Raw genomic sequence first — 20,025 nt, 5'->3', positions numbered from 1 at the left:
ATTATTTCCCCTCACCTGTTTGATGTTCATTGTATTCAGCAACGGCCTGAACTTCTGGATGCGCTTGTGGCGCCCATGCTACTGGACGATCCGTATCTAACTCAAAGTTAGAAATGGCATCTTTCACTAAACGCGCATCAACTTCGCCTTCATCAGCAAGTTTTTTCAATGTCGCAACAACGATATGCGCAGCGTCAACACCAAAGAAACTACGTAAGTTCGCACGTGTATCTGAACGACCGTAACCATCTGTACCTAATGCAACAAATGGACGACCATCTGGAAGATAGGCACGGATTTGTTCGCTATACGCACGCATATGATCTGTCGCAGAAACAACAATACCTTCGGTACCACGTAACTGTTGTGATACCCAAGATTCTTTCACGTCTTCAGTCAGTGGGTGTAAACGGTTGTATTCTTCACATACCATACCGTCACGCGACAACTCATTGAAGCTGGTGACACTCCACACATTAGAGTGGATCTGGTATTCATCACGCAAAATTTTCGCAGCTTTAATCACTTCACGAAGAATGACACCTGAACCCAATAATTGCACAGTGGCTTTTTCATCTTTTTCGAACAAGTACATACCACGTTTAATGCCTTCCTCAGCGCCTTCTGGCATTGCAGGATGCTCGTAGTTTTCATTCATTACGGTTAAGTAATAGAACACTCGCTCTTGGTTGACATACATACGTTGTAAACCGTCGTGGACAATCACCGCCAATTCATAACCAAAACATGGATCATAAGATACACAGTTTGGAATGGTGTTCGCCAAGATATGTGAATGACCATCTTGGTGCTGTAAACCTTCACCGTTCAATGTGGTACGGCCAGCAGTCGCACCAAGTAAGAAGCCTTGTGCCTGCGCATCACCAGCAGCCCACGCAATGTCACCAATACGTTGGAAACCAAACATTGAGTAGTACATGTACATTGGAATCATTGGCAAGTTATTAGTTGAATAACTGGTTGCCAACGCAGCCCATGCACTCATCGCACCCGCTTCGTTAATCCCTTCTTGCAACATGTGGCCGTCACTTGCTTCACGGTAATGCATTAACTGTTCTTGGTCTTCTGGGGTATATTTTTGACCGTGTGCAGCATAAATACCAAGCTGACGGAACATCCCTTCTAAACCAAAAGTACGCGCTTCATCTGGAACGATTGGCACGACGCGGTCTTTAATTGCTTTTTCTTTCAGTAAAGCCGCAATTAAACGAACCATCAGCATCGTGGTCGATTGTTCTTTACCACCTGAACCATTTAATACCGCATCAAATACAGAGAGTTCAGGAATCGCTAGAGTTTCACTCTCACGACGGCGTGCAGGTAGGTAACCGCCTAATGCTTCACGACGCGCCTTCATATACTTCATTTCTGGAGAGTTTTCACTTGGGCGATAGAATGGAAGCTCTTCTAACTTGTCATCTGTAAATGGCAGATTAAAACGATCACGTACATATTTCAAAGAATCGATCTGCATTTTTTTGATTTGGTGGGTTTTGTTCACCGCTTCAATTTCTTCAGACAAACCGTAACCTTTAACCGTTTTCGCAAGAATAACGGTAGGCTGACCTTTGGCTTTCATTGCTTCTGCATAGGCAGCAAACACTTTGTACGGGTCATGACCACCACGGTTAAGATTATCGATGTCTTCATCGCTTAAATCTTTGACCAATTCTGCAGCTTCTGGATACTTGCCAAAGAATTTCTCACGGGTATATGCACCACCTTTCACTTGATAGCGCTGGTACTCACCATCAACTGTTTCTTCCATCACCGCTTTTAAAGCACCAGAACTGTCCTGCGCAAGTAATGGATCCCAATGACGGCCCCACACTACTTTAATGACACGCCAGCCCGCACCACGGAATAAAGATTCTAATTCTTGAATAATTTTACCGTTACCACGTACAGGACCATCGAGGCGCTGTAAGTTACAGTTCACCACCCAAATCAGATTATCAAGCTTTTCACGACCTGCCAGTGAAATTGCACCCGTACTTTCTGGCTCATCCATTTCACCATCGCCAAGATAGGCCCAGACTTTACGGTCTTCTTCTTTAATCAAACCACGATTCATCAAATATTTTTGAATGTGTGCTTGATAAATCGACATGATCGGCCCCAGACCCATTGATACGGTCGGGAACTGCCAATAGTCAGGCATCAAATACGGATGTGGATAGCTTGGTAAACCATTACCGCCCACTTCGCGGCGGAAATTACTTAACTGTTCTTCATTTAAACGTCCTTCGAGGAAAGAACGTGCATAGATACCAGGTGCACAGTGGCCTTGGTAATAAATCATGTCGCCGCCGAAATTATTTGAGGCAGCACGGAAGAAATGGTTAAAGCCCACATCATACAAAGTTGCAGATGATGCGAAACTTGCAAGGTGACCACCCAAATCGTCGCCCGTTTTATTGGCACGCAACACCATTGCCAATGCATTCCAGCGAATCAAGGCACGAATTCGACGTTCCATATCCTGATCACCAGGCATGGCTGGTTGTTCTTCAACTGAAATGGTATTGAGGTAAGGCGTATTTAGGCGTTGGATTGGAACATGTTTTGCAATAGCCCGTTGATAAAGTTTTTCTAGTAAGAAAGCAGCACGCTCTGTGCCCATATGTTGTAATACTGAATCAAATGCTTCTTGCCATTCCTGGGTTTCTTGCGCGTCAGAGTCGCCATAAAACGCCATACAATTCACCTTTTCCCTTAAGTTATTTGTCAACCCTATTTTTATCATGTTTTGCGGTGATAGAGGTATTGCCCTAAATGAATGCAAAATGCCTTATTATTTTCTGACAAAATAGTCATTGACCGAAATGAAACAAAAAACATAAAAAATCGCCAATAAAGGCGATTTTTTCGGATATTTATATACAACTGTTAACAAATTACATTAAGGCAACATTGCTAAATAAGTTGATGGATTTTTCCGTTGACCATCTTTCACAACTTCAAAATGTAAATGTGGTCCGGTACAACGACCTGTACAACCGACATTGGCAATATGCTCGCCTGCACCAACACGGTCACCCGCATTGACCATTAAACGCGATGCATGTGCATAACGAGTGATGTAACCGTTGCCATGATCAATTTCAACATACTGACCATAACCTGTACCCCAACCTGATTTGGTCACGACACCCGGGCCAGTCGCATAGATTGGCGTACCTGATGGTGCAGCAAGATCAACACCTGAATGGTGACGGGTTGAACCTAATAGGGTGCGGTTACCCCAAGAAGAGCTGACACGGCCTTCTTGCAATGGATGACTCACCAACCAAGAATAACCTGTATTTGCAGAGAACGAAGAAGCTGTATTGTCTTGAGATGAAATCGCTGAACGACCATATTTCTTCTCGATCGTTGCATTGTTCAATTCAATGGTTTTTTCACGTAATTTAACTGACACATTCGATACGGCTGGCAGATCCATATCAGCAGAATGAGTATAAGAACCTTGAGCTAAGGTTTTTGATAATTGCTCTAAACGGTCATCACCTGTGGCTTGACCAATGTTCTGATAATCTGCGAAAGCAACCGAAGCAGCTGAAGCAGCCAATGAAAATGCGAGTAAAATACGACGCGTATGATGCATAAAAACCTCTTGAAACCGTCCTTCAAACGTTCCTTTATCATCTGTTCCTTGATAACAGTTGAAGCAAACGCTTAAGATGGACACATCACCTCCGAGGAAGTTCTATGTCTGAGCCTAACAACGTTTTCCAACAGAAAGGACAACACATAAAAACTGGAAACTTAACGTTTCTGACGACGCAAGTCACACAATGGAAACAACTTACGAAAATTATTCAACCCTTACTGCCCCAACCAGAGCAATGGCAGGTTGTTTGTTATCAACATGGCGTTTTGATCATAACGGGTGAAAATCAAGCAATGATTAGTCAACTCAGCTATTTACAAAGCCACTATGTTGCGCAGTTAGCTCAGCTCGAAGGACTCAAGGAATTACGAAAAATTCAAGTTCGGTTAAGAAACAAAACAGTTGTTTCTCGTGAACCCTCTCCCCCAACAAAAACACTAACATCAGAGACCCAAGAGCAATTGCGCAGCGCCGCTGAATATGTGAGCGACCCTAAGCTTAGCCAAGCTTTACTACGTTTGGCAAGCAATAAAAAGTAAACTGCATAGATTAAGTATTGGAATACACACTAGTTTTGTGTGATGAAAATCTCAGATTCAATTGTTATAATATAACATAGGCAATAAAAGACAATGACTTATGTCACACTCACATAAGGAATTGGACAATCACTCTCGTTATTAAATGTTACAATTTCATAACTGCTTGGATCGTTTTGAACATTGCGTAATAGCTGGTTGTTCAACGCATGCCCCGATTTATACCCATCAAACTTGGCAATAATTTGATGTCCAAGCAAATATAAGTCACCGACAGCATCTAAAATTTTATGGCGTACAAACTCATCGGCAAAGCGCAAACCTTCCTCATTGACCACACCGGTATCATCCACACCAATCGCATTTTCAAGACTTGCACCCAAAGCCAAATTATTGGCTTTTAAATAGTCTAAATCTTTCATAAAGCCGAATGTTCGTGCTTCACTCACTTCATAAACAAAGGTTTCTGTCGAAAAATCGATAGTCGCTGACTGGTATTCTTTGGCAAAGGCAGGATGGTCAAAGTCGATGGTAAAGTTCAGCTGGAAGCCTGAATGCGGTGAGAAAATGGCTTTTTTGTCGTCGATTAAAGCCTCTACTGGCTTTAAAATACGAATGAACTTCTTTGGCGCATCTTGCTCCGCCAGTTCACCTTGCATCAGCAAATAGATAAAAGGCCCTGCACTCCCATCCATGATTGGCACTTCGGATGCAGACACTTCAACAATCAGGTTATCAATTCCCAAGCCAGCAATCGCACTCATCACATGTTCAATGGTACCGACTTTAATGTCGTCACGCACCAGATTCGAACACATAAAGGCTTCTTGGATTAACAGCGCATTGGCGGTAATATCCACCGGAGGATTTAAGTCGATACGGCGAAAGACAATACCCCCATCAATATGATGCGGAACAAAATTAATCAGCACCTTTTGACCACTGTGCAGACCAATACCGCTCGCTTTCACCACACGCTTGAGAGTACGTTGTTTCAACATGCCATACCAACTTCATTTGCAAAAACCGATATAACTTAGCATATTTTGCCATTTTAAAAAAATAAAAAAGGGGGCAATTACTTGCCCCCTTTCGCTAAATATATGATTTTATTATTTACGCTGTTGATTTTTCAGATAGTCTTGAATGCTCATTGGCGATGATCTTGGCGTAGAACTTGCCGCAGCGCTCACTGGCGCCTCGGTATTTGTACGTTTGCTGATCGCAGGAACATCATCCTCATCCACCGATTGTTGAGCAGATTGAGAAACTGGTGCATGTGAAGTCACCGCACGACGCTTTTGATCAACTTCACTCGCATTACGGGTTAAACCTGTTGCAATAACTGTGACACGTAATTCATCACGTGCATCTGGATCAAATACCGTACCGTAGAAAATTTCACCTTCATCTAAGTCAACAATCTGGTTGACCACATCGGTAATGATTTCAGTTTCACGTAGGGTAATATCATCCCCACCCGTGATGTTAATCAATACACCTTTCGCATTGATAATATTCACATTATCAAGCAATGGGCTACGAATCGCCTGTTCAGCTGCTTGGCGCGCACGGTCTTCACCACGGCCTAAACCAGCACCCATCATGGCATAACCACGAGTACTCATGGCTGTTTTCAAGTCAGCAAAGTCAAGGTTAATATGACCACGATTCACCACAAGATCAAAGATACTGCGGACCGCATTCAACAATACATCATCTGCCTTTTTATAGGCATCTTTCATTGAGATATCGCCATATACGCTCAATAAGCGCTGGTTGGGAATGATGATCAATGAATCAACATGTGCCTCTAAAGCATCAATGCCTTTTTCCGCAGACTTTTGACGACGACGGCCTTCAAAGTTGAATGGCGTAGTCACCACACCTACGGTCAAGATACCCATTTCTTTGGCAACTTCGGCAACCACTGGCGCAGCACCAGTACCTGTACCACCGCCCATACCGGCAGTGACAAAGACCATGTCGGTACCTTCAAGATGCTGACGAATCACTTCACGGCTTTCTTCTGCCGCAATTTGACCCACCTCAGGATTCGCACCTGCACCCAAACCACGTGTACTTTGTTCACCCAATTGAATTTTAAACGGGGCATTCATGCTATCCAGGGCTTGTTTGTCAGTATTTGCACAAACGAACTTTACACCTTGAATGTCAGATTGCGCCATATGCTGCACGGCATTACCACCGCCACCACCAACGCCAAATACTGTGAAACGGGCTTGACCGTTGCCATTGTCTAGTTCATCTTCTATAAATTCAAATGAGGCCATGACCTTTAGATTTCCTAATATTAATGGCAGTTACTTCAGCCCGTTACTGCCCTGATTTTTAAACAACTGATGTTTAGGATGCTGTTCAATAATCGCTAGCTTGTCAAGTACAGTGGCAGATTTAGAACAACTTCCTAACAAATTTTCCCAAAAATAACTACAACTTAAAAGATGGCCTTTAATTTGCTATTTAATGCATTCCAACCATTGGCAACGCGATCAACAAAACTACGATCACTTGCCTCTTCTGGTTCTTCCACCGTATCTTGCAAATCACTCTGGCTAAACATCAACAAACCCGCTGCGGTTGCGTACATAGAACGACGCAAGGCTGGTAAATGCTGATCATCCGCATAGACCTGTAACGGCGGATTACCCAAGTGTGCCGAGACACCCAACATACGACGTGCCAGATTCACCATGCCTTCAATTTGACAGGCATCCCCAGTGAGTACCACGCCATGATAGAGACCATGAATGGCACCGCTATGCTCTAATTCTTCACGAATCAGGCTAAAGATTTCTTCATAACGTGCAATGATGATTTCTGCAAGCTCAATACGACTGATGGTTTGTGTGCCATCAATGCCTTGTACTTGAATCATGTGATCAGGCTTAACTACGCTCATATCCACGCAGCCATGCAAAATCTTGATGCGTTCCGCTTCTTCCGTGGTGGTCTGCAAAACAGCGGCAATATCACGGGTAACATTCTCACCACCACGTGGCAAGGTCCGTGCAAGCGCCAAACGACCATCCAGATACACGGCAATATTGGTAATACCCGCACCAATATCCACCAAGCAAACACCATATTCTTTTTCGTCTTTCAGCAGACTGGCTTCAGCGGTTGCCAAGCAAGACACCACCATTTTCTCCACCCCGATATTGGCGCCTTTCATGGCCCGATCAAGGTTTTGCATGGTGCTGATGGGCATCATCATCAACTGATAATGCCCCGTCATACTATGCGCCGACATATTGACTGGGTTTTGTACCCATTCAGCCGAATCACCCAGCTCAAAGCCCAATGGCACCGCACTGGCCAGATAATAATCTGGCGATACATGACTGGCTTTGGCCAACTCTAAGGCGCGTACCACTTCATTTGTCGTAATAATATGATCGTGGTTGGCGACTGGCGTACGGCCTGAGGCATAAAAACTTTGTAATTCAGTACTTGGAATCGACACCCATGCACTATGAATACGGCATTCAGCCATATCCTCTGCTTCGGATACCGCATTTTTAATCGCCGCAATCACCTTGTCTAGGCTAACAATCTTGCCTTTAACCATACCTCGGTTGCGAGCAGTTGCCATGCCAATGACCTGGATCTTATCCGGCGCATGGATCTTACCAATCAAAACTGTGACTTTATGAGTCCCAATATCAATCGCAACAACTGAGGGAACAGCTTCACTCATTACTTCAATACCATATCTTTAGTGTTGTTTAGGACCACTGCCCTTTATTTTAAGCCACGTATTATGGCTTTGCCTGAATTGCCCCTGCAAGGCTTGTGTCATCAATCGTTACAACTAACTGACCGTTGACAATCTTTGGCGGAGCTGCGTTCTTCCACTGAATAGCTAGGCCATTCCGATAACGCAGATCAATTGCCGTGATTTTTGACCATACAGGTTTTAAGTCCGTTTGTGCCAAATGGCTTAAACGCTGAAGCTTATTCATGGTCTGATCCTGATCTACAATAATCCGCAGGCCTGAATCAAACTGCATGAACCACGTCATACGCTCGGTTAAATACAATTCTTTTAATCTTAAATTCGCTGGATGAAACAGTTGATTAATTTCATTATAGCGACGCATCATCATTTTGGATTGGCTGGCTGGCCCATGCAGTAGCGGCAAGTTTGGATGTGCTGTTGGCACCGCCTCGCTAAATACATCACCATTGTCACTAAGCAAACGCCCTGTTCCCCAACGTGCAATCGCATGACGCGGCATCACCCGCACCCGAATTGCATTTGGCCAAGCCCGTGACACCACCACACGATCAACCCATGACACTTTTAATGCTTGATCTCGAATCTGTTCTAAATCTGAAGTGAAGTAGTTATCTTTAATAATTGGATTAAGATATTGAACTAACTGTTGATTCTCAACATCAGAATGGGTTCCCACCACCTGCAACTCCGCGACTCGAGCATCAGTCATGACTTTATACAAAGCAAACAGACCTAGTGCTAACACCGCAAATGCAATCACCAGCAAAATCCAACCGCCCGCATTCACCATCTTTTGTCGAGGTGAAGGAGGTTTCTCGTGAATCGAGCTGATGGCTGGCCGTGTTTTACGGCGCATCGAAGCAGGTAGTTGAGCCATAAAGTTAAGCCGACTTTGCTAAGGTTTGCTCTAAAATCGCAACGCAGAGCTGATCAAAGTTATAACCCACGGCTTGCGCCGCTTTTGGCACCAACGAGTGACTGGTCATTCCCGGAACGGTATTTACTTCCAGCAACCAGAAGTTGCCCTGCTCATCCTGCATCGCATCAATACGACCCCAACCTTCTGCACCGACCGCTTGGAAAGCGCGTAAACAAAGCGCCTGTAAGCTTTTTTCTTCCGCTTCACTCAGACCGCAAGGAATGCCATATTCCACGTCATTGCGTTGATATTTCGCTTCATAGTCGTAGAACGCCACATCTGCGGGTGGCTGTAACCGAATCACTGGTAATGGCTGACCATTCAAGAATGAAATGGTGAATTCACGCCCTGTGATCCATTTTTCTGCCATCACCACCGCATCGTGCTGGGTGGCTTTCTCAATCGCCGCAGCAAAGTCTTCTGCTTTTTCAACCTTACTCATGCCAACGCTTGAGCCTTCGTGCACAGGCTTGATAATCACCGGCAAGCCCAATTCTGCAATCACAGGTTCAAGATCTGTGTCTTTGGTGATAATACGGTACGGCGCAGTCGGCAGGTCACTGCCCTGCCAGATTTGCTTGGTTTTGACTTTGTCCATACCAATCGCAGAACCTTGTACACCCGTGCCGGTATATGGAAGGTTTAACCATTCCAATACACCTTGGATCTGACCGTCTTCACCACCACGACCATGTAATACGATAAAAGCACGATCATAGCCCACCAGTTCCGTCACACTACGATCTTGTGGGTCAAATGCTTCTGCCTGTACGCCCGAACGCAACAATGCCTCTAAAACAGCTTGGCCGCTGTCCAACGACACAGCACGCTCAGCCGACTTCCCACCAAACAACACAGCAACTTTGCCGAATTTTGCAGCATTTGACACGTTTATATCCTTAAAAAAACTTCATATATTCTATTAAATCCCTCCCCACCTCCCTTTTCAAAGGGAGGAGTTCCCCCTTTAACAAAGGGGGTTAGGGGGATTTGGCATACAAGCGATGCTGAGCCAATTCTACCGAAATTGCGCCAACGTTACCCGCGCCTTGTGTTAATAACAGGTCATTTGCTTGTAACACTTTTTGTAAAACGTTCGGTAAATTGCCTTCCACTGGATCGACCAAGATCGGTTCAACTTCGCCACGTAAACGAATACTACGAGCTAAAGCACGACTATCCGCACCCACAATCGGCTTTTCACCCGCTGGATAAACTTCCAGTAATAACAATTGATCGACTTGCGATAACACATCGACAAAGTCATCAAAACAATCACGGGTACGGCTAAAACGGTGCGGCTGGAACAACATCACCAAACGGCGGTCTGGGTGGCTGGCACGTGCTGCTTTAATGGTCGCTTCAACTTCTTTTGGATGGTGACCATAGTCATCCACCAACTTCACCAGGCCTTCGCCCACTTCATATTCACCTTGAACTTGGAAGCGACGCCCCACGCCACTAAAGCCTTCTAAAGCACGGCAAATCGCACCATCAGAAACACCTTCATCGGTTGCCACACCAATCGCAGCCAATGCATTCAAGACATTATGCAAACCAGGTTGATTGATAGTGACACGCAATGGCTCACGGTCTTTACGCAATACGGTAAAGTGCGATTGCATGCCTTCTTGTTCAACATCAACCGCACGAATATCGTTGTCTTCATCAAAACCATAGGTCAGGACTGGACGACCGACACGCGGTAAAATCTCACGGATATTGGCGTCATCACCACAAACCACAGCCAAGCCATAGAATGGCAGGTTATGCAGGAACTGAATAAAGGTATCTTTTAACTTATCAAAACTGCCTTCATAGGTGTCCATATGATCTGCATCGATATTGGTCACGATCGCAGCCATCGGTTGCAAATACAAGAAAGAGGCATCTGACTCATCTGCTTCCGCCACGATAAAACGGCTTTCACCGAGTGCTGCATTCACACCTGTACTATTCAGCAAACCGCCAATCACATACGTTGGATCAAGGTTTTCTTCTGCCAACATGGTGGTCAATAAGCTTGTCGTTGTAGTTTTACCGTGTGTTCCTGCAACTGCAATCCCGTGACGGTAACGCATCAACTCACCCAACATTTCCGCACGACGCACGATTGGGGTACGTTGTTCGATGGCTGCTTTAATTTCTGGATTTTCAGGATCAATCGCAGTCGATACCACCAACACATTGGCATTTTTAATATTGTCAGCCGAGTGACCAATAAATACTTTAATACCGTTCGCTTCGAGTTGAGCTGTGGTTTTCGACGCTTTAATGTCTGAGCCTGAAATTTTATAACCTTGGTTACTCAATACTTCGGCAATACCGCACATCCCTGCACCACCAATACCAACAAAGTGGATATTTTTAATACGGCGCATTTCTGGCACTTTAATCAGCTTTTTGGCTTGGTTTGGACTTGTAGGAGACATAAATAAACTCGAATTACAATTTTTTAATCAGATCAACCACATGCTGTGTTGCATTCGGTTGTGCTTGTTGACGTGCTTTTACAGCCATTTCAGAGAGTAGCTGACGATTTAATAAGGTTGCTAATAACTCGTCTAAAACAGCAGGTGTCATGTCTGCTTGCTGGCAAATCTTGGCTGCGCCAGCATTAGCCAAGAATTTCGCATTTGCGGTTTGGTGATCATCCACCGCAATCGGTAAAGGCACAAAAATCGCGGCCAAACCTGCGGTTGCCACTTCGGTCACCGTTAAAGCACCGGCGCGGCAAATAATCAAGTCTGCTTCACTATAGGCTTTTGCCATATCGTGAATAAAGGGCTCCACTTGAATATCTAAACTGGCAGGTGCACCTTGATACAGTGCCCGCGTGGCATCTTGCTTGTTTTGACCACACTGATGGAATACTTTGAGCGGAACATTGACCTTTTTCAAAGCTTCAGGCAAACGCTCATTCAACGCTTGAGCACCCAATGAACCGCCCACAATCAGAAGATTGATCGGCAATTGTTCTTGTTCACGGGTTTGATAACGCCAAGAAGGATTTAAAATCGCCGTGATTTCTGCACGTACAGGATTACCTGTGGTCACGACTTTATCACTGTTTGCAAATGTATTTGGAAAAGCCTGACACACGGTCTTGGCAATACGTGCCAATTGGGTGTTGGTAAAACCTGCAATGGCATTTTGCTCATGAATTAGCACAGGAATACCCAACAAACGTGCAGCCAAGCCGCCTGGGCCTGCCACATAACCACCAAAACCAGCCACAGCATCAATCTTGAGCTGTTTCATATAGCGCATAGCGCTGAGCGTGGCTTTTAAAATTTTAAACGGTGCACTGATTTTACGGACAAGGCCATTGCCGCGCACACCTTGAATATCAATTTGATAAATCGGAATATTTTGATCTTTCAGCAACCGATTTTCCATTCCCGTAGGCGTCGCTAACCAAGAGACTTGGCAGCCTTCCTGTTGCAGCTGTTTGGCAACAGCAAGCGCGGGAAACACATGCCCACCTGTACCTGCGGCCATCATCATGACATGTTTGGGTTTGTTCTGCGGTGAATTGGTCACGGTCTAATTCTTCAACTCAAAAAAGAAGGTTATCGTCTATTGTTTTCGGGAGTTATTTTAATCCTAAAGTTTCATTCACGAAAAGCGAATTTCACCTGTTTACAACAGAAAGCTGGGCTTTTTTCGATTCTTTGTTAAAAACAAGGTTCTGCCGATATACAAAAGCCCGTTTGACTGCCAATTTCGCTGACATTCAAACGGGCAATTCGGTCAAAAATGCAACTTTTTTAGTTTTTACGACCTGCTTCTAAAACATCAAAAAGATCATCGGCAATCGAGGTGCCAAATTGCGCATCAATCTCACGGATACAGGTTGGACTGGTCACGTTAATTTCAGTCACATAGTTACCAATCACATCCAAGCCAACAAAGACCAGACCTTTTTCACGCAGGAATGGACCGACTTTTGCCGCAATCAATTTATCATTTTCAGTCAGTGGGCGGGCTTGACCTAGACCACCCGCGGCCAAATTACCGCGCACTTCGCCATTTTGCGGAATCCGTGCCAAGCAATATGGAATCGGCTCGCCATTGACCATCAAGATGCGTTTATCGCCTTCGACAATTTCAGGGATATAACGTTGCGCCATAATTGGACGCGTACCCATTTCTGTGAGCATTTCCAAGGTCGAGCCAATGTTCACGCCATCTTGGTATAAACGGAAAATCCCCATACCGCCCATGCCATCCAAAGGCTTCACAATCACATCGCCATGTTCTTTGATAAATTCACGAATCAGACTTTGTTGTGAGGTCACCAAAGTAGGTACTTGTAATTCAGGGAACTGCGTGGCAAACAATTTTTCATTACAGTCACGTAGCGATTGTGGTTTGTTGATGATCCACACGCCTTCACGCTCTGCCTGTTCCAAAATATAGGTGGTATAGACAAAGTTCATGTCGAATGGTGGGTCTTTACGCATCAACACCACATCGTAATCCGCCAACGATTCTTTGCGCTGCTCACCCAATTCATAGTAATGGTTATAATCTTCAAATACTTTCAGTGGTGAGATCAGGCCAAAGGCTTTGCCTTGGTCGATATATAAATCGTGTTGTAATGCATAACCCAATTCATGTCCACGACGGTTGGCCGCCCATAACATCGCCATAGTTGAATCTTTTTTGAGATTCACAGTTTCAATCGGGTCCATCACCACCAGTACACGCATAATCTGACGCTCGTATTTTTAATCTTGGCAAAAAGTATAGCGAAGTTTGCGGTCAATCGTGAAACAAGTTGTATAAATATTAAAGATTAAAAAATCTATTTTGTTCAACTAATTACAACATATTAAAAATATTCAGCTTTATGATTTAATTTGTTTCGGATGAGGAAATCACCAGTAGATGTATCGTAGACCAGTCATTTCCATTTTCCTCATTTTCTAGGCTATTTATCGCAAAAGCTTTTGAATATCTTTGGCAATTTTTTCAGGTTTGGTGATTGGGGCATAGCGTTTGACCACTTCCCCTTTTTGATTGATCAGGAATTTAGTGAAGTTCCATTTAATGCTGCTGCCTAACAGACCTTTGGCTTCAGAAGTGAGATATTGATATAAAGGATGAGCGGTTGGGCCATTCACATCGACCTTGGCAAACATCGGAAAAGATACCCCATAGTTACGTTGACAGAAGCTGCCGATTTCTTCATTACTGGATGGATCTTGGTTGGCAAATTGATTACATGGAAAACCAAGAATCACCAGACCTTGCTGTTGATAGTCCTGATATAACTTTTCCAAACCTTCAAATTGCGGCGTGAGGCCACACTGACTGGCCGTATTCACCACCAATAACACTTTGCCTTGGTAATCTGCGAGGTTCTTTTGTTCGCCTTCTAACAGTTCAGCCTGAAAATCATAAATCTTGCTCATAGGTGTTCTCTCTTCGATCCAATGGTGGATGTACTCAAAATCATTTGCTGAATCATTCAGCTTGCCTATTTAATATTTCACACAATTATATTGTGTGCAAGTTAATTATACACAATATACTTTTTACACAATCCCATTTATACTGAATGTTCAACAACCAAGTCGAGGACAAATCATCATGGCTGAAGTTTCATTTTTGGATAACCAAGTGTGTTTTGCCATGTATTCCGCGACCAATGCGATGATTCGTCAGTATCGCCCTTTGCTGAAGGAATATGATCTGACCTATCCGCAATTTATTGTATTGCTGGCTTTGTATGAACAGGACAATGTGATGTTGTCTGAGATTGGGCAGAAGACTTTTTTTGATTCTGGAACGCTAACACCGATTATTAAAAAACTCGAAGAGAAGCAGTTTTTAAAGCGTGTTGCAGTCAAAGAAGATGAGCGAATGAAAAAAGTGATCTTGCTGGAAAAAGCACTGACTGCAAAAGATGAAATTACCCTGATTCCGTTTAAGCTCGCCTGTTCGCTAGGTATGAACCCGAATGATCTGCTAGCGATTCATAATCTGTGCCATCGTTTTTTAAAGGGTTTGGAACAATCGAAACTCGAAGGTCTGGAAAATTAAATGCAGCAAGCGATTGTGGGTTTTCATCTCGATGAGCAAGGACATTGGGTTGCAGACCTCGCCTGTGGGCATGGGCAGCATGTGCGCCATGATCCACCGTGGCAAAATCGCCCTTGGGTGTTAACCGAACAAGGGCGCAGTGAGAAATTAGGTGTGATGTTGGAATGTAAGAAGTGTGAGGATGTATAATTCTCATAAGAGATTTTATGTTAAATAAAAAATATTTAGTTAATTGAGCCTGTATATTGATTTACAGGCTCATTTTATTTTAAGTATTTTTTTGAAGAAAACTTAGCAATCTATTTTCTAAGCTTTGATTACTCACTTCTTTTAAAGCAAGATCACATAAAAAATCAATGAATCGAGATTCAGTAGCCCCCTGTTTCAAAGCTTCAGCTTTTAACTCTTCCCATAATTTTTTCCCTTTTTTCAGCTCCTTCTGTGGAGTGTTTTGGGTATTTTTGGTATAGGAGTCTATGACTTTTCTTAAACTCTTTTGTCTAAAAAAGCTATTCTCAATTCTCTGAAATAGTTCACGATTTTTTGTCTCTATAATATTTTTGTATAAAAATTTCTCTAGACTATCAATAGGTAAGAAGCATAAGTTTATTGCTTGGATATCATCCTTAAATTTCTGCTCAACTTCTGTTTGGACATCACCATCAAGTATTGACATAATCTTGCAACCAGCACCACCTAGTCTAATACGCATGGCTTCACGATGAAAGTTAATTACACCAGAATAACCACCAATACATATAACTTGGAATAATGCATTGAGATGAGAAAGCTTATCTCGTAGAATTTTTTCGATATATGCTTTAGCTAAAACATCTTCAACGAGAATAATTCGATCAAAAAAATATCCAAGAGAAACGTCACGCATTGCGTAACCTGGATAACAATTATAAATAACCTCAATATTATTTTTTTCGTCTTTATCTAGTAGAAAAATATCTTCTTTATTGACTCTAGAGATGATTACAGGACTATGAGTAGAAATATATACACATAGATTATATTGATCATATATTTCTTCAAAAAATTCAATAAGTCTTTCTTGTGAGGCTGGATGTAAAGCTAGATCTGCTTCATCTAAAATAACAATAGCTGGTTCATTTTTTTTATCATTTTTAATTGTATCAAGTCTTTCCTTTAAGTAATCTAGTAAACTGATAATTAGATATTCACCAGAACTCATAGTACATTGATGAATGATGCTATCTTCAGTAATAAGGGCATACATCGGTCTAGTTAAATCTAATTTTTTCAGATCAAACTCTGGTTTAGTCTTTTTTAGGTTACTGTAATATTTTTCATCACCTTTTAATATAAAGCCTAGCCAATTACAAACAAATTGATCGGAATCAATAAATTCTTCTTTTTTGGTGCTTAGTATCTTTCCAATCTTAGATTTATGTGCATCTGTAAATCTATTACCATAAATAAAACTACTCTCAAATATGCCATCGAAATTGATTTGAGTTACAGCTTTTTCAGACATAGACCAAGAGGACCAAGTATTTGGCTTCCATGTATTAGTCGTATTTGCGTAAGTATAAGAAATGACAGCATTATCATTTGAATGTTTAAAATACTTATTCAAAGCATTTCTATAAACGATTTTAGATAAAGTTGTCATAACGGTACTTTTTCCAATACCATTAGAACCACATATAATATGTATTCCCTTTTTTATAGGTACATTAATTTCAAATGTATTAATTCCTCTTAAATTTTCAATTTTTAAGTTTAATGTACTCATCTTTTACCAATTTCAATATTTTACCAATCTAATTATATAAGATATTAATTTATATATAAATTTTTTTATATTATTAAGATTAACTAAAATTAACATAATACACGTTATATGAGATTTTTTAATTTTCCCCATTTATATCAATATATTATGAAAATTTACTCTAAGGTTCAGCTCATTAGAGCGGGATTTTTCGTCACTTTTCAAGTTCAGTACTCATTTTTTAATCATTATTTCAAGTAGTCAATTAGCTAAACTTAATAAGAAGAAAGCCCCATCTGCTTCCTTTCCCATGTCTAACCTTTAAATTCAATACCTTTCAAGATAGGTTTATATATGCCAAAGTGTATATCTAGAATTACAGATTGTATTGACCTCAAGCCAACTTGAGCTTTTATAGTTACCCATTAATCTAAAAATATGGATAGATGGATGGATAACTCAAATAAAACGTTTCTCATATACGGCGTCAGTAAAGGTCTAGGCAAAGCCATTGTTCAAGCTGTACCAAAGCCAACAGATACCATCTACGGTGTCTCTCGCACCCAACCACAAGAAGTTCCAAACTTAAACTGGATTCGTGCTGATCTATCCAAACCAAAGCAAGCGGTAAGCGATGTAAAGAAAGCAATTAGGCAACAAAAAATTGATGTACTGATTTACAATGTGGGTATTTGGGAGCAACAAGCATTTAGCGAACACTATAATTTTGAGAACGTTTCTGCTGCTGAAATCAACCAAATTATCAATACCAATATCAGCACCTGTATCCTGTCGATTCAATCATTGATCGAAAATCTAAAACTCTCCAACAACGCCAAAATCATTCTGATCGGTTCCACTTGGGGTGTTGATAATCATAACGGCAAAGAGCTGGTTTTCTCCGCTACCAAATTTGCTCTGAGAGGTATTGCACAATCACTTCGAGAAATCTTACGTGAACACTTGATTGGGGTCAGTGTACTGAACTTGGGCTATCTGGCCAGTGAATATGAAATAGATAAACCAACTCAAAATGTTTTAGAAGAGACTGTATATTCTCTCATCCCTTTAGCCGATGTGATTCAAGCGATTCATTTTATTCTTTCAACCACTAAGGCAAGCTGTGTTAAAGAAATCTTGATGCCTGCGATGTTGGATCAGAATGTTTAGCTGTTTATAAATACTCTAAATAGCCAACATAAGATGAGCCAACACATTCAAAGCCCATTTGTCGGTAAAGTTCTATTGCAGAGGTGTTCTCTATATCGACAATGAGGTGTGCCGTACGCCCACTCTCAACGATTTGATTGACTGCAAACGCCAACACACCCTCAGCATAACCCTGCCGACGATAGGCAGGAAAGGTATACGTTCCGCCTAGACTGACTAAACGATGAGTTTCAATCCCGAATCGGACGATAGACACAATCTGACCATCAACTTCATGCACAACAACCTTCGCTTGCTGAATAAGCGCATTCCAATCCGATCGTTCATCTACCGAGCGTTCTTGATTGTATAAGTGCTGATATTCAATCAGACGAGGAATATCTGATGTAATCGCTAAACGACCACTTGTCTGTGGGAAACGACGTGAAGAGACCATAATCCATTGATCATACTCTCGTAATATGCTCACTTGATGCCCTGCTACAGAACGCAACATATCCCGTCCAAAAGATGTAGTGACAATACGACGGGGTTTTAACTTAAGAAGCGCTGAACAAAGTAATCCAGCGGAGGAACTCGTCTCTGGTAACCAAAAGCAAGCACCACCAGCCAAGACCACAGCAACACTCAACAAGACATTTGGCTGATTTGAATCATATAGTCTTAGTAGTTGCCACTGAGCATCAATCACTTGTGTCTGATCAAGAAATACGGTGATCCCAAGAGAGTAATAAAATCGAGCATCCAGCCATTGAAAAATGAATTGGCGCTCACTTTGAGATGTAAAAGATCCTCTTATAATTTTCACACCAGGATTTGCCTGCTCTATCTTGGTTTTCACTTTTCTTTATCTCCTATTTTTTATAAAGACACCTCTGTATACTATGCTCTTGAAATAACCGCTTAAAAGCTCAACTTTCCAAAACGATTAGATCAACGCAGATGTACAAAATAATTCTAATTCTCTTTTTATGTGGGCTATCTACCGCCTGTATGAATGCAAAATATATTGATGATCCAGATCAATATTTTAATCTTTTGGGTGAAACAACAGAAAGTAAAAACTTCGAGCTATTTGTTCATCAACTCGAACCAAAAGAAATGCCCCAACTCAGCAATCAATTCTGGAATGACGAATTTCCTAAGCTTGATTTCTATGATCAAAGCTTAATGTTTCCTCAAAATGGCATCGAAATGCTGTTAAAAAATAAAAAAATTGTCTCGATCAAGTTATATCTCCCTGATCAAGAGGTTTCATTTGCAAACTATAAAGGACACAAATTACCCCTCGGCCTTTTCAGTGATGACTCCGAAAAACAAGTGACGGAAAAACTGAAGACCCATAAAGACACCAATACCAATCCTCATCGGCACGTCAAAGAATTTGAAACTGAAAAAGCCAGTGTTGCCATTGATCAAGTAACAGGAAAAATCATTTACATCGAACTACATGAACATCCTCTACAAGACTAAAAGCATTAAGAAATTAATTAAATTGGATAATTTTGAATGAAAAGTACACTGAAATATGTATTCGCCAGCATCGTTCTACTGCAATCGAGTCACAGTTTTGCAGATAAAAAGATCAGTACAGAAGAACAGGCCGTTTATGGAGATATCGGTGCATTACTATTGGGTCAGACAAAAGACACTCAGGTCACGTCAACCCCCGATGGTGTTTATATTGAATCGCTATTTTGTCGAAAACAGACGCCCCCTTTTACAACGCTATTAAAAGGGCAACTGGCCATCAAACAGGATCAGGCCTTAATTTCTCTTTTTCAAAATATGTTCTGCGCACCTGCAGATGCCGATTCGCAAGTGAGCTTAAGTGCTTTTTCAAACCAGATTCAGGATTCACTTCCCTTTAGTTTGGCCTCTTATATGGGGATGCAAGAGTTAGGACACTGGTCCCTCGAAGATGCGACCGTTCTCTCCAATACCCCAGCCAAACAAGTTGAAGTCAATATGTTTGGATTAAACCCTAGGCAGGTTTCAAGCTCAGTGGTTTTTTGGCAGGTTGTTTCACCCACACATGTACGTGTTTGGTTTGGTATGTTTAAAATGGCCCCTTCAGATGCCATTATCTATGAATTTAAATTTAAAGATCAGCACTGGAAACTCACCCATCTTTGGATGAGTACTCGTTTGTAAAATATAGACGAGATAAAAATTGCTCAGCGGAGGAGTCGAACATTTTTTGTG

At 42.0% G+C, this 20,025-nt stretch carries 19 protein-coding genes; 6 read left to right on the top strand and 13 right to left on the bottom strand.

The genetic code is table 11. The features are described 5' to 3' along the window. Window position 1: 1 nt before the first annotated feature. Window positions 2–2,719, bottom strand: coding sequence for a pyruvate dehydrogenase (acetyl-transferring), homodimeric type (gene aceE / locus F993_RS02025; protein ID WP_004657158.1), 2,718 nt, complete (start codon window positions 2,717–2,719; stop codon window positions 2–4). Window positions 2,720–2,923: 204 nt separating this feature from the next. Continuing rightward, the gene (locus tag F993_RS02030; RefSeq protein ID WP_004657156.1) at window positions 2,924–3,628 is read right to left on the bottom strand and encodes a M23 family metallopeptidase; all 705 of its coding nucleotides are present in this window, start codon (window positions 3,626–3,628) and stop codon (window positions 2,924–2,926) included. Window positions 3,629–3,732: 104 nt separating this feature from the next. Here F993_RS02030 and F993_RS02035 point away from each other — a divergent pair, with 104 nt between their 5' ends. Then, window positions 3,733–4,173, top strand: a complete 441-nt coding sequence (locus F993_RS02035; protein WP_004657154.1) for a hypothetical protein — start codon at window positions 3,733–3,735, stop codon at window positions 4,171–4,173. Between the two features lie 98 nt (window positions 4,174–4,271). On the opposite strand, the gene lpxC is transcribed toward F993_RS02035, so the two are convergent. The 9 genes from lpxC to F993_RS02080 form a co-directional block, all read right to left on the bottom strand. Continuing rightward, window positions 4,272–5,174: a UDP-3-O-acyl-N-acetylglucosamine deacetylase gene (gene lpxC / locus F993_RS02040; RefSeq protein ID WP_004657153.1), complete on the bottom strand. Its 903-nt coding sequence runs from the start codon at window positions 5,172–5,174 to the stop codon at window positions 4,272–4,274. Between the two features lie 111 nt (window positions 5,175–5,285). After that, window positions 5,286–6,467 carry a cell division protein FtsZ gene (gene ftsZ / locus F993_RS02045; protein ID WP_004657151.1) on the bottom strand — a complete coding sequence of 394 codons (1,182 nt, stop codon included), beginning with the start codon at window positions 6,465–6,467 and terminating at the stop codon, window positions 5,286–5,288. Between the two features lie 164 nt (window positions 6,468–6,631). Next, window positions 6,632–7,894: a cell division protein FtsA gene (ftsA, locus tag F993_RS02050; RefSeq protein ID WP_004657149.1), complete on the bottom strand. Its 1,263-nt coding sequence runs from the start codon at window positions 7,892–7,894 to the stop codon at window positions 6,632–6,634. A 61-nt stretch (window positions 7,895–7,955) separates the two neighbouring features. After that, window positions 7,956–8,813, bottom strand: coding sequence for a cell division protein FtsQ/DivIB (locus F993_RS02055; protein WP_004657146.1), 858 nt, complete (start codon window positions 8,811–8,813; stop codon window positions 7,956–7,958). 4 nt (window positions 8,814–8,817) lie between these two features. Next, a complete protein-coding gene (locus tag F993_RS02060) occupies window positions 8,818–9,744 on the bottom strand; it encodes a D-alanine--D-alanine ligase (protein ID WP_004657145.1) in 927 nt (308 codons plus the stop codon). A gap of 91 nt (window positions 9,745–9,835) precedes the next feature. Further along, entirely contained in the window at window positions 9,836–11,287 is a 1,452-nt protein-coding gene (gene murC / locus F993_RS02065; RefSeq protein ID WP_004657143.1) for a UDP-N-acetylmuramate--L-alanine ligase, read from the bottom strand. A gap of 13 nt (window positions 11,288–11,300) precedes the next feature. Beyond that, window positions 11,301–12,398, bottom strand: coding sequence for an undecaprenyldiphospho-muramoylpentapeptide beta-N-acetylglucosaminyltransferase (murG, locus tag F993_RS02070; RefSeq protein WP_081401977.1), 1,098 nt, complete (start codon window positions 12,396–12,398; stop codon window positions 11,301–11,303). 227 nt (window positions 12,399–12,625) lie between these two features. After that, window positions 12,626–13,570, bottom strand: coding sequence for a glutathione synthase (gene gshB, locus F993_RS02075; RefSeq protein WP_004657141.1), 945 nt, complete (start codon window positions 13,568–13,570; stop codon window positions 12,626–12,628). Window positions 13,571–13,795: 225 nt separating this feature from the next. Next, entirely contained in the window at window positions 13,796–14,275 is a 480-nt protein-coding gene (locus F993_RS02080; RefSeq protein ID WP_004657140.1) for a glutathione peroxidase, read from the bottom strand. A gap of 178 nt (window positions 14,276–14,453) precedes the next feature. Here F993_RS02080 and F993_RS02085 point away from each other — a divergent pair, with 178 nt between their 5' ends. Together F993_RS02085 and F993_RS02090 are read left to right on the top strand one after the other, a co-directional pair. After that, window positions 14,454–14,906, top strand: a complete 453-nt coding sequence (locus F993_RS02085) for a MarR family winged helix-turn-helix transcriptional regulator (RefSeq protein ID WP_004657139.1) — start codon at window positions 14,454–14,456, stop codon at window positions 14,904–14,906. Beyond that, entirely contained in the window at window positions 14,907–15,095 is a 189-nt protein-coding gene (locus F993_RS02090) for a DUF3565 domain-containing protein (RefSeq protein WP_004657138.1), read from the top strand. 79 nt (window positions 15,096–15,174) lie between these two features. Here F993_RS02090 and F993_RS02095 read toward each other — a convergent pair whose 3' ends face one another. Beyond that, window positions 15,175–16,671 carry an ATP-dependent nuclease gene (locus F993_RS02095; protein WP_004657137.1) on the bottom strand — a complete coding sequence of 499 codons (1,497 nt, stop codon included), beginning with the start codon at window positions 16,669–16,671 and terminating at the stop codon, window positions 15,175–15,177. 429 nt (window positions 16,672–17,100) lie between these two features. Here F993_RS02095 and F993_RS02100 point away from each other — a divergent pair, with 429 nt between their 5' ends. Next, window positions 17,101–17,820 carry an SDR family NAD(P)-dependent oxidoreductase gene (locus F993_RS02100; protein ID WP_004657136.1) on the top strand — a complete coding sequence of 240 codons (720 nt, stop codon included), beginning with the start codon at window positions 17,101–17,103 and terminating at the stop codon, window positions 17,818–17,820. 4 nt (window positions 17,821–17,824) lie between these two features. Here F993_RS02100 and F993_RS02105 read toward each other — a convergent pair whose 3' ends face one another. Next, entirely contained in the window at window positions 17,825–18,661 is an 837-nt protein-coding gene (locus F993_RS02105; RefSeq protein WP_004657135.1) for a GNAT family N-acetyltransferase, read from the bottom strand. Window positions 18,662–18,813: 152 nt separating this feature from the next. Between F993_RS02105 and F993_RS02110 the strand changes: the two genes are divergently transcribed. Both F993_RS02110 and F993_RS02115 read left to right on the top strand, forming a co-directional pair. After that, complete coding sequence (locus F993_RS02110) at window positions 18,814–19,293, top strand: hypothetical protein (protein ID WP_004657134.1); 480 nt, start codon at window positions 18,814–18,816, stop codon at window positions 19,291–19,293. A gap of 36 nt (window positions 19,294–19,329) precedes the next feature. Then, complete coding sequence (locus F993_RS02115) at window positions 19,330–19,974, top strand: hypothetical protein (RefSeq protein ID WP_004657133.1); 645 nt, start codon at window positions 19,330–19,332, stop codon at window positions 19,972–19,974. The last annotated feature ends 51 nt before the right edge of the window (window positions 19,975–20,025 follow it).

The sequence above is a fragment of the Acinetobacter proteolyticus genome (genome assembly GCF_000367945.1).
GTDB lineage: Bacteria > Pseudomonadota > Gammaproteobacteria > Pseudomonadales > Moraxellaceae > Acinetobacter > Acinetobacter proteolyticus.
This window is presented reverse-complemented; position numbering and strand designations above follow the sequence as displayed.